The 17,168-nt window shown below is 56.8% G+C and carries 14 protein-coding genes; 7 read left to right on the forward strand and 7 right to left on the reverse strand.

Translation table 11 applies throughout. The annotated features are described in order from the left end of the window. Nucleotides 1-5: 5 nt before the first annotated feature. The 3 genes from ACR0B7_RS16345 to ACR0B7_RS16355 all read right to left on the reverse strand — a co-directional run bounded on the left by ACR0B7_RS16345 (nucleotide 6) and on the right by ACR0B7_RS16355 (nucleotide 5,202). Nucleotides 6-815, reverse strand: coding sequence for an aspartate/glutamate racemase family protein (locus ACR0B7_RS16345; RefSeq protein ID WP_170388512.1), 810 nt, complete (start codon nucleotides 813-815; stop codon nucleotides 6-8). An 8-nt stretch (nucleotides 816-823) separates the two neighbouring features. Continuing rightward, the gene (locus tag ACR0B7_RS16350; RefSeq protein WP_170485500.1) at nucleotides 824-1,702 is read right to left on the reverse strand and encodes a lysophospholipid acyltransferase family protein; all 879 of its coding nucleotides are present in this window, start codon (nucleotides 1,700-1,702) and stop codon (nucleotides 824-826) included. Between the two features lie 80 nt (nucleotides 1,703-1,782). Then, nucleotides 1,783-5,202: an indolepyruvate ferredoxin oxidoreductase family protein gene (locus tag ACR0B7_RS16355; RefSeq protein ID WP_170576888.1), complete on the reverse strand. Its 3,420-nt coding sequence runs from the start codon at nucleotides 5,200-5,202 to the stop codon at nucleotides 1,783-1,785. Between the two features lie 169 nt (nucleotides 5,203-5,371). Between ACR0B7_RS16355 and ACR0B7_RS16360 the strand changes: the two genes are divergently transcribed. The 6 genes from ACR0B7_RS16360 (at nucleotide 5,372) to grxD (ending at nucleotide 12,234) form a co-directional block, all read left to right on the forward strand. After that, nucleotides 5,372-6,277 (forward strand): LysR family transcriptional regulator, encoded by a 906-nt coding sequence (locus ACR0B7_RS16360; RefSeq protein ID WP_170485502.1) that lies wholly within the window; start codon nucleotides 5,372-5,374, stop codon nucleotides 6,275-6,277. A 277-nt stretch (nucleotides 6,278-6,554) separates the two neighbouring features. Beyond that, the gene (locus ACR0B7_RS16365) at nucleotides 6,555-8,828 is read left to right on the forward strand and encodes a mechanosensitive ion channel family protein (RefSeq protein ID WP_170485503.1); all 2,274 of its coding nucleotides are present in this window, start codon (nucleotides 6,555-6,557) and stop codon (nucleotides 8,826-8,828) included. Between the two features lie 191 nt (nucleotides 8,829-9,019). After that, complete coding sequence (gene purL, locus ACR0B7_RS16370) at nucleotides 9,020-11,179, forward strand: phosphoribosylformylglycinamidine synthase subunit PurL (RefSeq protein WP_170485504.1); 2,160 nt, start codon at nucleotides 9,020-9,022, stop codon at nucleotides 11,177-11,179. 135 nt (nucleotides 11,180-11,314) lie between these two features. Beyond that, nucleotides 11,315-11,551, forward strand: coding sequence for a BolA/IbaG family iron-sulfur metabolism protein (locus ACR0B7_RS16375; protein WP_170388523.1), 237 nt, complete (start codon nucleotides 11,315-11,317; stop codon nucleotides 11,549-11,551). A 43-nt stretch (nucleotides 11,552-11,594) separates the two neighbouring features. Next, entirely contained in the window at nucleotides 11,595-11,885 is a 291-nt protein-coding gene (locus ACR0B7_RS16380) for a hypothetical protein (RefSeq protein WP_170485505.1), read from the forward strand. Beyond that, entirely contained in the window at nucleotides 11,872-12,234 is a 363-nt protein-coding gene (gene grxD / locus ACR0B7_RS16385) for a Grx4 family monothiol glutaredoxin (protein WP_170388527.1), read from the forward strand. The genes ACR0B7_RS16380 and grxD overlap by 14 nt, the downstream gene beginning before the upstream one ends. On the opposite strand, the gene ACR0B7_RS16390 is transcribed toward grxD, so the two are convergent. From ACR0B7_RS16390 to ACR0B7_RS16400, 3 genes are read right to left on the reverse strand one after another with little or no spacing between them, the layout of a single operon-like run. Continuing rightward, nucleotides 12,235-12,579 carry an MliC family protein gene (locus tag ACR0B7_RS16390; RefSeq protein ID WP_170485506.1) on the reverse strand — a complete coding sequence of 115 codons (345 nt, stop codon included), beginning with the start codon at nucleotides 12,577-12,579 and terminating at the stop codon, nucleotides 12,235-12,237. Between the two features lie 3 nt (nucleotides 12,580-12,582). Beyond that, nucleotides 12,583-12,978, reverse strand: a complete 396-nt coding sequence (locus ACR0B7_RS16395) for a cell division protein ZapA (RefSeq protein ID WP_170485507.1) — start codon at nucleotides 12,976-12,978, stop codon at nucleotides 12,583-12,585. After that, nucleotides 12,978-13,775: a coiled-coil domain-containing protein gene (locus ACR0B7_RS16400; protein WP_170485508.1), complete on the reverse strand. Its 798-nt coding sequence runs from the start codon at nucleotides 13,773-13,775 to the stop codon at nucleotides 12,978-12,980. Before ACR0B7_RS16400 ends, ACR0B7_RS16395 begins: the two co-directional genes overlap by 1 nt. Before the next feature lie 234 nt (nucleotides 13,776-14,009). Here ACR0B7_RS16400 and tkt point away from each other — a divergent pair, with 234 nt between their 5' ends. Then, a complete protein-coding gene (tkt, locus tag ACR0B7_RS16405; protein ID WP_170576889.1) occupies nucleotides 14,010-16,034 on the forward strand; it encodes a transketolase in 2,025 nt (674 codons plus the stop codon). 55 nt (nucleotides 16,035-16,089) lie between these two features. Here the strand turns inward: tkt and ACR0B7_RS16410 are convergent, their stop codons facing one another. Further along, nucleotides 16,090-17,052, reverse strand: coding sequence for a DUF808 domain-containing protein (locus tag ACR0B7_RS16410; protein ID WP_170388536.1), 963 nt, complete (start codon nucleotides 17,050-17,052; stop codon nucleotides 16,090-16,092). Between the last annotated feature and the right edge of the window lie 116 nt (nucleotides 17,053-17,168).

Below are 17,168 nucleotides of genomic sequence, written 5' to 3' on the forward strand. Positions count from 1 at the left end.
CTAAGTCAGACAGACTCGAAGGTGATTTGTCGTCGGAGGAATTGAGTCGCCCGATCACTGACGAAATCCGGTTTGCCTGTGGTCAGGAACCCGCCCTTGCCCCCTCCCATCATATTGGGATGACGATGAAGGTAGTCGGCCAGACTTTCGGCAACCAGATCACCTTGGCTATAGACCTGCACGTCAGAACCCAGAGCTTGCTGAAACGTTTCGGCCATCAACGGATAGTGTGTGCAACCAAGGATAGCGGCTTGCGGTTCCGGCATTTTGCGTTTCAGCGCGTCGACATGGCTGCGTACCAGTGCTTCGGCCAGGATCATGTCGCCATCCTCGATCGCGTCTACAACCCCGCCACACGCCTGAGCCTCGACGTCTACGCCGATCGCCCGGAATGCCAGTTCGCGCTGAAACGCCCGACTGGACACGGTTGCAGGCGTTGCAAACAGGGCAACATGTTTCACGGCGACCTCGCGCGGGGGGCTGTTGTCGCCCCACTGACGTTCTGTCAGCGCCTCAATCAAGGGAACAAAAACGCCAAGAACCCGCTTGCCTTCCGGTACGCCCTCTTCCTGCATCCGGCGCAGCGCGGCAGCGCTTGCCGTGTTGCAGGCCAGAATCACCAGATCGCAGCCGCGATCCCACAGATCGTTCACGGCACCGCGTGTCAGATCATAGATGTTTTCGGCATCCCGCACACCGTAAGGCGCATGCGCGCTGTCTGCGTAATACAGAAAATCCACGTCGGGCAGACGTTTCTGCGCGGCGTCCAGAACGGTAAGACCGCCCAAACCAGAATCAAAAATACCTACTGCCATTTGCCCCTTCAGGCGCGATGCCGTTCCTCGAATTCATAGCCGTAGTCATAGGACTTTAACGGCTTCGGAGACAGCTCATACGTGGCTTTGCGCAGGAAATCCATCATCTTGCGCGTATCCTTTGCCAAAGGGTCCAGAACGTCGCGGCCAATCGGCTCTCCGACGACGACTTTGACCGGTGTATCCACGCGTTTTTTGAACTCTTTGATCAGCAAACCCATGCGCAAGGTGCTGTGCAGATGGCTGGCGATCTGGAACAGACGCGAGGTGTGGCCGTCGAAAAAAACAGGCACCACGGTGGCATTCGACTTGGCAACCATCCGCGCGGTAAACCCGCGCCATCCCGGATCTATCGGGTAAGAGAACGGCTTTGCGCCCGTGCTGACGGTGCCACCGGGAAAAATGCCGATTGCGCCACCCTCACCCAGATAGTTCAACGCCGTCTTCCGTGTTTCGAGGTTTAGCTTCATTGCCTCCTTCGTTGCATCGAACGAAATCGGCAGGACGATGCGGTTCAGGTCCTCTGCCTTGCGAAACACTCTGTTGGCAAGAATGCGGAAATCGCCCCGCGTTTGGGAGAGGATATGGCCCATCATCATCCCGTCCAGAATGCCATAGGGATGATTGGCAATCAGGATCAGCGGCCCCGTCTTTGGAATATGCGACAGCGATCCGCCGACCACATCCAGAGAAAGCCCGTACCGATCCACCATAACCGACCAGAAGTCGCGCCCGTTGGCGACGTCCCTTTCGTACCCGTCGGCCCGCTTGATCAGCCGCATCCGGCCTGTGGTATTTTCCATCAACCTGATGACCATGCGTCCGCTTTTGGTTTCCGCGGAATAGGCATAAGAAATGTCACGAGCGACATGGCGGCGCGAGGGCATGGACGTCTCCGGGGTTTGTTGCCTGCTATTTATGTGCAGGCGACAAGTTTGCCTAGAGATCGTGACAGGGCTGTGACGATTTACTCGGCTGCTGCGCGTAAGTCTGGCCCTCCGCTGCGGATCGTTGCCAACAGTTCTTCGCGGCGCTTGGCGGCCTTGGCCTCATTTTCCTTCAATACCGGCCCGAACCCCCGAATATCCAATGGCAATTGGGCCAGCGCAACAACGGCGTCTTTTGTCTGCGGTGTTATCAGCGAAGACACCTCTTTGAAATCGCGCTCATATTGCTTGATCAAGGCACGCTCCATACGACGTTCCGCGCTATAGCCGAAAAAATCCAAAGGCGTACCGCGCAGGAACTTGAGCTTGCTCATCATCTTTAGCGGACCCAGCATCCACTCGCCAAAATCCCGTTTGCGCGGGCGTCCGTCAGGTCCGGTACCACCCAGCAACGGAGGGGCCAGATGGAACGTCATCTTGAAATCCCCGTCGAATTCTGCAGCGGCCTTTTCGCGGCTTGACAACAACACGCGGGCAACCTCGTATTCATCCTTATATGACAACAGCTTGTGATAGCCTTTTGCGGCGGCCTCTTTGATTTCCGCATCGTCAAGCGAGTCAATCAGTTTCCGATATCGTTTTGCCAGCCGAGCACTTTGGTACTCGGATAGATGGTTTGCCCTGAACTCGATGAGTTGATCCAGGGTTTTAGGCAGTTCAGCGACCTTCGGACGTAGAATTTCACTGACCTTTTCTGGATGTAAAACGGCCCAGCGTCCGATGTCGAACGCCCGTTTGTTACGCTCGACCGCTGTTCCATTCAGCTTGATGGCCGTCAAAACGGCCTCATGGCTGATTGGCAACAACCCGCGCTGCCACGCAGCCCCAAACACCATCATGTTGGAATAGATCGAATTCCCCATCACCGCACGCGCCAGTTCCGTGGCATCAAACAAGGAAACGTCGTCTTTCAACCGCGCCTGCAATGCCAGTTCCAGCCTGTCCCCCGGGATGCGGAACTTGGTGTCTCGGGTGAAATCACCCGTGACCGTTTCGTGGCTGTTTACCACCGCCCCTGTCTGGCCTGCGCGGGTCAGGCCAAGTGTCTTGGACCCGGCGGACACAACAAGGTCACCGCCGATCAATGCATGCGCTTCACCTGTGGCCACGCGGATTGCGCTGATGTCTTCGGGTCGATCGGCGAGACGACAGTGAATGTGGACTGCGCCACCTTTTTGCGCCAGCCCTGCCATCTCCATCATTCCGGCCCCTTTGCCATCGACCTGAGCTGCCTGTGCCAGCACAGCGCCCAAGGTAACGACGCCAGTTCCGCCAATACCGGTGATCACCACATTATGGGTGCCGTGGATCGTTGGCAGAGTGGGCAACGGAAGGTCGGGAAGATCAATCTCAGTTGTGGCTTCCTTACGGATTTCCGCACCTTCCAAGGTAACAAAAGACGGGCAAAACCCTATTAGGCAGGAAAAGTCCTTGTTGCAGCTGGATTGGTCAATCGCGCGCTTGCGCCCCAGTTCCGTCTCTTGGGGCACAATCGACACACAGTTCGACTGAACGCCGCAATCCCCGCAGCCCTCGCAGATATCGGTGTTGATGAAGACCCGCTTGTCCGGGTCGGGGAAAGTACCGCGCTTGCGACGCCGACGTTTTTCGGCAGCGCAAGTCTGTACGTAGACGATGACGGAAACGCCTTCTATGTCACGGAACCGTTCCTGAACCTGCATCAGTTCCGCGCGTTCAAATGTCTCTACCCCGGCAGGCAGAGCTTTTAAGTTCACGTCCTCTTTCTCATCATAGACCAAAGCGACATCTTTCACGCCCATCGCTTTGACTTCGGCCACGATCCGTTCGGCGGTCAGGTCGCCTTCATTTCCTTGCCCGCCGGTCATGGCAACGGCGTCATTGAACAGGATCTTGAAGGTGATATTCGTTCCCGCAGACAATGCCGCACGAATGGCCTGCACCCCGGAATGGTTATAGGTGCCATCACCAAGGTTCTGGAAAACGTGCTGCGTGGTCGAGAACGGTTCTTCGCCGATCCAATTCGCGCCCTCTCCGCCCATTTGGGTAAAGCCGGATGTATTCCGATCCATCCACTGAACCATATAGTGGCACCCGATACCGGCATAAGCACGGCTGCCGTCAGGCACTTTGGTCGAGCTGTTATGCGGACAGCCCGAGCAGAAATACGGAAGGCGGGTCGCGATCTCTTCGGCGTTGTCGGCGCGGCGCGCTTCGGACAGCTTGGCGAGGCCACCGCGAATGCCGTCTGTCTCACGACCTTCCTCAATCAGAATCTCACCCAGTTTCTCGGCGATCATGATCGGGTCAAGCGCGCCACGGGTCGGGAAAAGCTCCTCCCGATGCAGCGTACCTGCCCCACCCTTGTACCAACCGTAAACGCGGCGTCCCCGGCGATCGTCGAAAATGGCCTCTTTGACCTGTACTTCGATCAGCTTGCGCTTTTCCTCGACGATCACGATCAGGTCCAGCCCCTCGGCCCATTCGTGGAACCCGGTCATGTCCAGAGGGAAAGTCTGCCCCACCTTATAGGTTGTAATCCCAAGCCGTTCGGCCTCGGCCGCGTCGATATTCAAAAGCGACATGGCGTGAACGAGGTCGAGCCAGTTCTTGCCCGCCGCGACAAAACCGATCTTGGCACCCGGCTTGCCCCACACCCGCTTGTCCATCTTGTTCGCGCGCGAGAATGTTTCCGCCGCAAACCGTTTATAGTCGATGATCCGCGCTTCTTGCAGGTGGGGCGTGTCGCCCAACCGGATGTTCAAGCCGCCTTCAGGCATCTCAAACTCCGGTGTCACCACTTTCATTCGGTCTGCACTGCCATCCACGACCGATGTGACTTCGATCGTGTCCTTCATCGTCTTCAGACCAACCCAGACACCGGCAAACCGGCTGAGTGCAAATCCGTAGACGCCATAATCCAGTATTTCCTGAACTCCGGCCGGGCTAACCACGGGCATATAAGTATCGACCAGCGACCATTCAGATTGATGCAATACGGTCGAGCTTTCGCCTGTGTGGTCGTCCCCCATCGCCATCAGAACGCCGCCGTGCTTGGCCGTCCCAGCCATATTCGCATGGCGCATCACGTCGCCCGACCGGTCAACCCCAGGCCCCTTGCCGTACCACAACCCGAATACACCGTCGTATTTACCGTCACCGCGCAGCCCAGCTTGCTGGCTCCCCCACAGCGCAGTAGCCGCGAGGTCTTCGTTCAAGCCGTATTGAAATGTGACGTCGCTTTCGGCCAGTTGTTTTTGCGCGCGGACCATCTGTTGATCCACTGCGCCAAGCGGAGAACCCCGATACCCGGTCACCAAACCCGCGGTATTTAGCCCGGCCTCTTTGTCCCGTGCCTTTTGAATCAGCATCAAGCGAACCAACGCCTGAGTGCCGTTTAGCAATACGGGATTTTTCTCCAGATCGAACCGGTCGTGTAGCGATATCTGTGGCTGACTCATCAGACGCCTCCCCTCGTCAGATCAGTGTGCTTCATTTATATTCATTTTAGGTCACTATTTCTGACCTGTATAGTGTTTATCCTCTGAAACATAAGGATTTCACCGTTTGAATGTGGAAGTTGTTACCTATTTCATATAGTCATTCCGAAGGATAACGAAAGTTGCGGTAATGGACTGGGATAAGCTTAGGATATTTCATGCGGTCGCCGACGCAGGCAGCCTGACCCATGCGGGTGACAGGTTAAATCTATCGCAATCGGCCGTCAGTCGGCAAATTCGGGCACTGGAAGAAACACTTGATTCGACCCTGTTTCACCGTCACGCCCGCGGTCTGATCCTGACCGAACAAGGTGAGCTGCTGTTCGATGCGACCTCGGCCATGTCCAAACGCCTCGACGCCGCAGCTGCGCGTATCCGGGACAGTGAAGAAGAAGTCTTTGGCGTGCTTCGCGTTACAACGACATTTGGGTTCGGAACGCTCTGGCTGGCGCCGCGTCTTCCAAAGCTCTACGAGCAATATCCTGACCTGAATATCGACCTGATGCTTGAGGAACGCGTTCTAGACCTGCCAATGCGCGAGGCAGACGTTGCCATCCGAATGAAAGAACCCAGCCAGGCCGACCTTGTGCGCAAACGCCTGATGACCGTGCAAATGCAGCTTTATGCGACAAAGGAATACCTGGCCGAAAACGGCCGACCCGAAACGCTTGAGGATATTTCCACCCACCGGCTGATCTGCCAAACGCCAGCAGCCCCGCAAGTTGGTGCAAGCGCTTCTATGGTTCGGCATCTTATGACCTACAACCCCGGTTCATTGCTTACGGTGAACAACTATTTCGGCGTATTGCAGGGTGTCTTGCACAATCTTGGTATCGGCGTGCTGCCGGACTACGTGACCCAGGATTTTCCGCATCTGGTTCCGATTTTGTCGGACATTGATGCCGCCGACGTGCCTGTCTATCTCGCCTACCCCGAGGAATTGCGCCACTCAAAACGCGTGGCTGCGTTCCGCGACTTTGTGCAGGATGAAATTATTGAACAACGCAAGCAGTTGAAGCAGATGGGAAAACTGTAGGTATGCGCGGCGATCATAGCGGACATTCCCGAAATCACACCGAAAAATCTTGATCGTTCACAAACTGATCCCTAAATGAGCACTCGAAGGCGGTGATGCTGAAACGCTCATCACCTTCATACCTCCCTGTTGGACTTCGGCCGAGCTTAGTGCTCGGCCTTTTTTTTTGCTTTCCGCAATGAGGGCTGCGTCGAACCGGCAAAACATCTGGGAAAGCCGGGCACTTAAACCTATGATCACAAAAAAATATCAAGACTTGTGTTCGAGGACAGATTCGATGTTTCACCCTTTTCGTCTTTTGCTGGCGATACTTTCAGTTTTAGTGCTTTCAGGGCCAATCGCCGCGCAGGAAATTGGGGCCAATGGTTCCTCTGCAACAATCTCAATTCCCGAGGATTTAACCCCCGAGCAGGTCGACGACCTTGTTGCGCGCATGTCAGACGATCAGGTCCGCGCGATCCTTCTAGAGCGATTGGATGCCGTGGCTACGCAACAAGCTGAAACCACCGCCTCGAGAAAAGGTTTGATCGAAACCATTTCCGATACCGTGACGACCATGACCGCTTCATGGATGGACGTTATCCGTAAGGTTCCATTGCTGGTGACAGCTCAGACCGAAGCATTTTCAAATTTCGGAGCGACTTTTGGCTCGAATGGGCTGATCACCCTCTTTGGGTATACCTTCCTTGCGTTGGCCATCGGCTATGCCGCAGAAAAACTGGTTGGTTTGTGGACACGTCGTTGGATCAAGGTCGTAGACGGGGACGCTTCGTCCAACTTGCGTGGCGCCTTGACTTATCTTTTCAAACGGTTCTGCGGTGAGTTTCTGGGCCTTCTGGTCTTTTACTACACCCTGGTTTTTGTTGGTCGCCAGCTATTGGACGAACAGCAGATCGCGCAAGCTGCCCCGTTCGTATTCTACTTGATCTGGTTCCCGCGTCTGGGCGCGGCGATTTCGCGGTTCATACTTGCTCCGAACCAACACAATCTTAGACTGGTCAACGTTGACGATCACTGGGCAAAGTACCTTCATCGCAACCTGATTGGCCTGTTTCTGTTGATCGGGTTGACGATGTTCATTCTGGACTTCAACGCCCTTAACGGAGTGCCGCCGGGCGAATCCCGCCTTGGTTTCTGGCTGAACACCGCGATCCACATCTATATCGGCCTGATTGCATGGCGCGCGCGCGATGGCCTTTCCGATATGATGCGGGGTTCTGACCCCGATAGAACCCGTTTCGATGAGGAAGTAGCGCGGCTATATCCATATATGGCCATTGGCGTCTCGGCGGGCACTTGGCTGCTGGTCGAATACCTTGCTGCGCAAGGCAGCCCGGTCATCTTTGACCTGCTAGCACATGGAGCGCATTTCACAACAATGTTCTGGCTGCTGATTGCACCGGCACTGGATACACTGATCCGGGGGCTTGTCCGTCACTTGCAGCCGCCAATGCTAGGCGATGGACCCGTTGCCGAACGCGCGTACAAATCCACCAAACGCAGCTACATTCGTATCGGACGTGTTCTGGCCGGTATCCTGATCATTTTGTTGATCGCGAACGCCTGGGATCTTGATCTGCAAGAGATCGCTGGGGGCGGAACGGAATCCGGTAGCAAGGTCATCCAGTTCTTCATCATTATTGCGATTGGCTACATCCTGAACGAGGTTGTCTCGCTCTGGATCAACCGCCGATTGGCGAAGGAACAGACTGCTGCCGAACAAAGTCCGGACGAAGAAGCAGGCGAAGGCGGAGGGTCTGGAGGCTCGCGCCTGGCGACAGTCCTGCCTTTGCTACGTGTCACTGCACAGGTCGCGATCGCGGTTATTTTTACCCTTCTCGCGTTGGGTGCATTGGGGCTGGATATCACGCCGCTGCTGGCTGGTGCTGGTATCCTTGGTCTTGCCATCGGTTTTGGTGCTCAAAAACTGGTATCGGATATTGTTGGCGGTATCTTCTTCCTGATCGACGACGCCTTCCGCGTTGGTGAATATGTAGATGTTGGCGGCACGACCGGCACGGTCGAAAAAATCTCGATCCGTTCGATGCAGTTGCGCCACCATCGTGGGCCAGTCCACACCATTCCTTACGGCGAAATCCAGAAGCTAACGAACTATAGCCGTGACTGGGTGATCATGAAGCTCAAGTTCACGGTTCCGTTCGACACCGACCCAAACAAGGTCAAGAAAATCTTCAAGAAGATTGGCGCCGAGATGATGGAGGACGAAACCCACAAAGATGGGTTCCTGCAGCCGTTCAAATCTCAGGGTGTTTTTGACTTTGACGATGTCGGCATGATCATCCGCGGCAAGTTCATGGCAAAGCCCGGCAAGCAGTTCACGCTGCGCAAAGAGATATTCAATCGCGTCAAGGCCGCGTTTAAGGAAAATGGTATTGATTTTGCGCGCCGCGAGGTTCGCGTTGCAATTCCGGGCCTCGAAGAAGCCGAGCATCTGACCGACGACCAGAAAGCTGCTATCGGCGCGGCGGCCGGGGATGCGGTTGCGCAACAGGCCCAAGAACAACAGGAACAACAGGAACAGAAGAAATAGTTCTACTCTGGTGCGCGGCTCGATCGGGCCGCGCGCCGCCTTTCCTTTAAACACGGCGAACCACGTACCTTGGGTTCAAAGAATGCGATCGTGGCAAGAGTACGCACCGGTCAATTCGCCTTTCCTCTTTCCCCCGGCGGCCCCTTCCCCTAAAAGGCGCCAACCATTGCCATCTCGGGGACTGAAACAGGATGCAAGAGCCAGCCATCACACCGGATCTGATTGCCGCCCACGGGTTGAAACCCGATGAGTATGACATGATCCTTGAGATCATAGGGCGCGAACCGACGTTCACCGAGCTAGGCATCTTTTCCGCCATGTGGAACGAGCATTGTTCTTACAAGTCATCTAAGAAATGGCTGCGCACCCTGCCCACCTCAGGGCCACAGGTGATCTGCGGTCCCGGCGAAAACGCGGGCGTTGTCGATATCGGCGATGGACAGGCTGTGGTGTTCAAGATGGAAAGCCACAATCACCCGTCCTACATCGAGCCCTACCAAGGCGCAGCGACCGGTGTCGGGGGCATCCTGCGCGACGTCTTTACAATGGGCGCACGTCCGATCGCCTCGATGAATGCGCTGTCCTTTGGCGAGCCGGGTCACCACAAAACCCGCCAACTGGTGAATGGTGTGGTCGAAGGTATCGGCGGCTATGGTAACTGTTTTGGCGTTCCCTGCGTGGGCGGAGAGGTCCGTTTTCATCCCGCCTACAACGGCAACTGCCTTGTGAACGCCTTTGCCGCTGGTCTGGCTGACAGCGACAAGATTTTTTATTCGGCTGCGTCCGGCGTTGGGATGCCCGTTGTCTATCTGGGCGCGAAAACCGGGCGTGACGGTGTTGGCGGCGCAACGATGGCCTCGGCCGAGTTCGACGACACGATCGAAGAAAAGCGCCCCACCGTTCAGGTCGGTGACCCCTTCACCGAAAAGCGCCTGATGGAAGCGACGCTAGAGTTGATGCAGACCGGTGCCGTGATCTCGATTCAGGATATGGGCGCGGCTGGCCTGACGTGTTCGGCTGTTGAGATGGGCGACAAGGGCGGCCTTGGCGTGCGTCTGGATCTGGAAAACGTCCCCCAGCGCGAAGAGAACATGACCGCGTATGAGATGATGCTGTCGGAATCTCAGGAACGGATGCTGATGGTTCTCAAGCCCGAGCTTGAAGCCGAAGCCCGCGCGGTGTTCGAGAAATGGGATCTGGATTTTGCCATCGTTGGCGAAACGATTGCCGAGGACCGTTTCCTGATCGTCCACAATGGAGAAGTCAAAGCTGATCTGGTCCTGTCGAAGCTGTCTTCGACCGCGCCGGAATATGACCGCCCGTGGGTTGCAACGCCCGAGGCTGAGGAATTGACCGAGGTGCCTCAGATTGACCCGATTGACGGTCTGCGCGCCCTGCTCTCCTCGCCCAACTATGCAGGCAAGCAATGGGTTTATGAACAATATGACACAATGGTCATGGCCGACACTGCCCGGACGCCGGGCCTGGGTGCAGGTATGGTGCGTATCCACGGCACTGACAAGGCACTGGCCTTCACCAGCGACGTGACCCCGCGCTATGTGCGGGCCAACCCGATAGAGGGCGGCAAGCAGGCCGTCGCCGAGGCATACCGCAACCTGACCGCCGTGGGTGCCAAACCCTTGGCGACCACTGATAACCTTAACTTCGGCAACCCTGAAAAGCCCGAAATCATGGGCCAGTTCGTCGGCGCGATCCAAGGTATTGGTGAGGCTGTAGCTGCGCTGGACATGCCTATCGTCTCGGGCAATGTCTCGCTTTACAATGAAACCGACGGTCAGGCGATCCTGCCGACCCCGACCATCGGCGCGGTGGGCCTTTTGGCCCATACCGACGAGATCATAGGAAATGAGGTCCGCGAGGGCCACGTCGCGCTGGTCATCGGCGACACCAACGGTCATCTGGGTCAATCGGCTCTGCTGGCCGAGGTCTTTAACCGCGAAGACGGTGACGCGCCGCATGTTGATCTGGACGCAGAAAAGCGTAACGGAGATTTCATCCGCGCCAATCGTGAATTGATCAAAGCCTGCACCGATCTGGGCGATGGTGGCCTTGCGCTGGCCGCGTTTGAACTGGCCGAGGCCGCCGGCGTGGGCGTCTGCCTCGACGATGCCTCGACCGAGTTCCTGTTTGGCGAGGATCAGGCCCGCTATCTGGTCGCCTGCAACTTTGATCAGGCTGAGGCGCTTATGATCGCAGCGGGTCAGGCCGGCGTGTCCTTGGTCTCGGTCGGTCGTTTCACCGGTGACACCGTTCGCATCGGAAGTTCCGAAGCCGCGCTGGATGACCTTACCGCTACGTTCCGCAGCAGCTTCGCAGCCGCGGTCGCTTAAATTTCAGGTATTGTTTGTCACGAAAACCTGCGCTTTGGCTAGCGCAGGTTTTGTGTGTTTTATGCCGTCACCTCACCCTTGCACGCTTGGTCCCGGCACTCTACATCTTGGGAAAGACCTTATGGAGATACCTACATGCCGATGAGCGCCCACGAAATTGAACACCTGCTGCGCGAAGCCTTTCCAGATGCGGAAATTCAGGTCGGCGGCAGCGATGGCGTGCACATGTCGGCCATGGTTGTAGATGAAAGTTTTCGCGGGAAAAACCGGGTCCAGCAGCAGCGCGCCGTCTATGCCGCGTTAAAAGGCAAGATGGATGGCCCTGACGGTGAACTGCACGCACTGGCGTTGACGACGAAGGCGCCTGAATGAACTATTTCGCCTGCTCACCCCACTGCCCGAGTGAGGCACTGAAGTGAGCGGTTGGCTGTTCTGGGTCTGCGCTATCGCGCTGTTGGTGGTTGCCGCAGCCCTAGTCGAAGCCTATGTGAAGCGAAACAGAAAGCGTAAGCTAGCCGATATGCGCCCCGACCCGGACAAGATCAGTAGAGTCGGAGGTATTGAACGCTATGGGCTGGACCCATGGGCACTGGCCCAGGCCGAACACCGACGGCTAGAGGAAGAAGGATGGGCACCCGGCCTGTCACAAGATGAAACCAATGCCCCGGAGTCGGGTGAAAAGGAAACGCAAGATGAGCGACGTTAAGACCCAGATCGACGAGACCGTCAAAGCCAATGACGTGGTGCTATACATGAAGGGCACCAAAGAGATGCCGCAATGCGGGTTCTCATCACGTGTGGCCGGTGTCTTGAACTATATGGGTGTCGAATACACTGACGTGAACGTACTGGCAGACGAAGAAGTACGTCAGGGCATTAAGGACTATTCCGATTGGCCCACGGTTCCTCAGCTTTATGTCAAAGGCGAATTTGTCGGCGGTTGCGACATCATCACCGAGATGACCCTGTCTGGTGAACTGGACACTCTGTTTGACGACAACGGGGTCGGCTACGACAAAGATGCAGCCGACAAGATCCGCGAAGCAAACGCTTAATCAGCGGCTGACGCAATCTTTCAACACAACTTGCTCGCTGGCGGCGTCATCCGTCGCCAGAAAGCTGACTGTCGCGTCCCATCCTTTGGACCGGAGAATATAGGTTCCGGTTTCGTCTATGGATTCATAACGAATTCCCGAACCGCTCGGAGTTTGGTTCATCGCTATCAGTCGCCCGTCAAGCATCATCGCCGCCGCACTAGACCCATCAGGGGCGTTGAAATAGGCCACTTGCAATGGAATGCCGTTCTCGCAGGTGAATGTAACCGGAAGAATATCAATTTCGGCCCAAGCTAAACTGCCCGACACGGTCGTCGCGGCAGCAAGAAATAACGTCCTAAGCATCTGTTATCCGGCGTTTTTCTCTTCGATTACTGACGCCAGCGCCTCGGCTCGTGCAGCTAACTCGGCCAGGGTATCTGTTACCGAGGGCGGCACAACGGCGACTTCTACTCTCTCAGGCTCTGGTTTGGGCTTGTTCCGCAGTGAGCTTAGCTCGGCCTCAGCCTCGGCCAGCTTTGCCTCAAGCGCCTTGATCCTGTCGTCAGTTGCAGCAGTTTTGTCGGCCAGCATTAGACCTGCCATCAACAGCATCCGAGATTCCGGCATACGGCCAATCTGATCGGACAAGATTTGCGCCTCGTCATCAAGCATCTTGGCTGCCGCCTGCAAAAATACTTCTTCACCCTGCTGGCACGAGACTTCAAAGCCACGCCCGCCGATTTGAATGGTCACTTCGGGCATTACTCTACCTCTCCATCAGCCAGTTTCGCTCGCGACAGCAAGGGCTCCAATCGCGCCAAGACCGCATGTGCCTCGGCCGCGTCCGTGGCCTGAGCCGCACGGGTCGCTTCCAGTTCGGCCACAGTCGCGCGGTTCAGCAGCTCGGCGTCTGGCAGTCCACTTTCAGAAGCGGCACGAAGTTCATCCACCGACTTTCGCAACTGCTCATTGGCTTTGCGCATACGCTGCAGGTCATCATCCAGCCGCGACATCGCCGCCCCGTGGCTGCTACGTTCGGCACGCAACATTTCAAGCTCGGCACTCAGCTCTGCAACACGCTCGCTGTCGGCCAACTCCGAACGCAACTTGGCGTTCTCGGCCTCGATATCCTGCGCATTTTTTGCAGCCGACCTGAGTTGTTCGTTCTCGGCCCGCAGGGTCTCAACCTCATCCTGATTTTCCAAAGCAGCCTTGGCATCGGCAAGTTCTGCCCTGGCCGCTTCCACGGCAGCCAGTTTTGCCGTTGCTTCGGCCAACTGCTCGCGCAAAGCACCGTTTTCAGGATGATCCGAAGGCGCAGACCGCAGGCTTTCCATGTCGGCACGCATGGCATCAACTTCTTGTTCATGCCGATGTTTCAACGCCTTGAGCCGTTCTTCAAGCTGCGCATTGGCCACGCGTTCGTCATCCAAAGCCGAGCGCAAAGTTTCGTCTTGGGCGCCTTCCACCGGTGCTGCGTCACGCAAGGCATCGACCCCGGTGCCAATCCGCTCCATCGCGGCGACGATACGGCGCTGTAATTCTTCGATTTGGCTCATGCCCCTGCCACCTCTTTACCAAGGTTCCTTGTGTTGCGGTTCATCCGAATCAACATAATCCGCATCTTGCTCTAGTCTAACCCAACGGCGCAGAAAATACCCACTGTTTGCTTTCAACAGGTTGGACTGCGTTCTTGATCCTCTGGGCGACCCCAACTCCCGGTTATGCTTGCACTTTGACGACTGAATGGTATTGAGCGGCCAATCTGCCTGTAATCCAAAGGAACAACGCCCGTGGACCTGACTGCGCTGCGCAATGCAAACCCCGAACACTGGGACAAAGCTGCGGCCATCCGCACACTGACCCTTGACGCCGTCGCTGCCGCCAATTCCGGCCATTCCGGTATGCCGATGGGCATGGCCGACGTTGCGACCGTGCTGTTCGAGAAACACCTCAAGTTTGACGCCTCTGCCCCGAATTGGCCGGATCGCGACCGGTTTATTCTTTCGGCGGGTCATGGCTCTATGTTGATCTACTCGCTGCTGTATCTGACAGGCCACAGCGATGTGACACTGGAAGAAATCAAGAATTTCCGTCAGTTGGGCGCGAAAACCGCAGGTCACCCGGAGAACTTTCTGGTCGACGGGATCGAAACGACCACCGGACCTCTGGGTCAGGGCATCTCGAACGCCGTTGGCTTTGCCATGGCCGAAGAAATCCAGCGCGCACATTACGGCAAAAAGGTCGTTGATCACTACACCTATGTCATCGCAGGCGACGGCTGCCTGATGGAAGGCGTTAGCCAAGAGGCGATTACGCTGGCCGGGCGTCACGAGCTGAGCAAGCTGATCGTGTTCTGGGATAACAACAACATCACTATCGACGGCACCGTTGATATGGCCGACCGCACGGATCAAGTGCGCCGTTTCGCGGCCTCGGGCTGGCATGTGATCGAGATCGACGGTCATGATCCGCAAGCCATTGACGCGGCCATCGTTCAGGCGAAAAAGTCGAGCAAGCCGACCATGATCGCCTGCGAAAGTCACATCGCTTTGGGTCACGCGGCGCAGGACACCTCGAAAGGCCACGGCGCACTGACCGATCAAGAGCAACTGAAGGCTGCCAAGGAAGGCTATGGCTGGCCGCATGATGCGTTTGAAATCCCCGCTGACGTGAAATCCGCGTGGGAAGCCATCGGTGCACGCGGCGCAGCCGAACGCGCGGCATGGGAAGAGCGTTTCGCGCAAATCTCAGAACGCAAACAGGCCGAGTTCAACCGTGCCTACGCGTTTGAAACACCCAAGAAACTGGCCGGTGCAATCCGTGCGTTCAAGAAGCAGGCCTCGGAAGATCAACCGAAACTGGCCACCCGCGCCTCGTCGGAAAAGGTTCTGAACGTCGTCAACCCGATCATGACCGAGACCGTGGGCGGCTCGGCCGACCTGACCGGCTCGAACAACACCAAATCCGCCGATATGGGCGTATTCCTGCCGGAAAACCGTAAGGGTCGTTACATCCACTACGGTATCCGCGAGCACGGCATGGCCGCTGCCATCAACGGCATGGCGTTGCACGGCGGCATCCGGCCTTATGGCGGCACGTTCATGGCCTTCACCGACTACGCTCGTCCGTCCATGCGTCTGGCCGCGCTGATGAAAGTGCCGTCGGTCTTCGTGATGACACACGATTCCATCGGTCTGGGCGAAGACGGTCCCACCCACCAGCCGGTCGAGCATCTGGCCATCAGCCGCGCGACGCCAAACACCTATGTGTTCCGTCCCGCCGACACGGTTGAAACGGCCGAAGCCTGGGAACTGGCGCTGACCTTCAAGGAAAGCCCCTCGGTCCTGTCGCTGACCCGTCAGGGCGTTCCGACCGTGCGCACCCAGCACAAGACCAAGAACCTGACCGCGCAAGGCGCTTACGTTCTGGCCGAAGCCGAGGGCAAACGTCAGGCCATCCTGATCGCCACCGGATCCGAGGTGTCGCTGGCGATGGAAGCCAAGGCAATGCTCGAGGCCGAAGGTATCGGCACCCGCGTCGTTTCGATGCCATGCATGGAGCTGTTTGCACACCAGGACGAAGCCTATCGCAAGCGCGTGCTGCCTGCTGGCCCCGTCCGTGTGGGCATCGAAGCCGCTGTTCGTGCGGGTGGCTGGGATCGCTGGCTGCTGGGTGAACGCGGACGCGAAGCCAAGGCTGGCTTCATCGGCATGTCCAGCTTTGGAGCCTCGGCCCCTGCTGGTGAGCTATACAAGCATTTCGGCATCACTGCCGAAGCGACCGCTGCCAAGGTCAAAGAACTTCTCGGGCTGTAAGTCAGCCAAAGAGACAAAGCAAAGGGCGGCTCTGGCCGCCCTTTTCAATTTGACATCAGTGGCTTTCGGCCTTCTTGGACAGCAGCGGCGAGATGATTTTTGTTGCCACGGGGATCAGTACCATGCCCCAGACCAACCCGAACACGCCGTCCATTGCCGCTTTGGACACCCATTCAACGACACCTGTCCACGACGACGAAACTGAGTGTCCCAGCGCATACGCCCAATCATGAATGTGATGGCCCAACCAGCCAAAGCCCAACTCCTCCATACCGTGGATCATGATTGATCCGCCGACCCACAGCATTGCCGCTGTACCGACAATTGAAAGAACCTTCATGACGATAGGCATAGCCTTGACCAGCCCTCGCCCTGCCCCGCGACCAACCGGGGTCATCGCATTTTGGGCCAGAAACAATCCGACATCGTCCATTTTCACAATCAAAGCGACCGAACCGTAAACGGCAACGGTCACACCCACACCAACAACGGCCAGAGTTGCCGCCTGCATCCAAAGGTTTGGCGCTTCGATGGCCGCAAGCGCGATGGTCATGATCTCAGCCGACAGGATAAAATCGGTCTTTATTGCTCCCTTAACCTTCTGTTCCTCAAGGTGGCCGGGGTCACGTATTTTCATGTCTTCGTCGATAGCGTGGCTGCCGTGTGGAAACAGGACATGAAAAATCTTCTCAGCCCCCTCAAAACACAAATATGAGCCCCCCAACATCAACAGGGGTGTGATCATCCACGGCGCGAAATTCGCAAGCAGCAAGGCGACGGGCAACAACAATACGATCTTGTTAAATACTGAACCCCGCGCGATGCGCCAGATTATCGGCAACTCGCGCGCCGGAGCGAAGCCTTGGACGTATTTTGGAGTAACTGCCGCGTCGTCGATAATCACCCCTGCGGTTTTTGCCCCAGCCTTGCCCGCTGCAGCGACCACATCGTCAACCGAAGCCGCCGCAACTTTCGCGATCCCCGCTACATCGTCCAACAACGCTAAAAGACCGCTCATACCGCTTCCTTTCCAATCACCTGCCGCAAACTGACCCTACCCGATCCAAAGGCTAGCGCAAGCGTTAGCGCAATCGTTTGAGGTTTGCGCTAACACACTCAGAATGTGACGTTTTT

This window comes from Ruegeria sp. BB6, assembly GCF_056539385.1.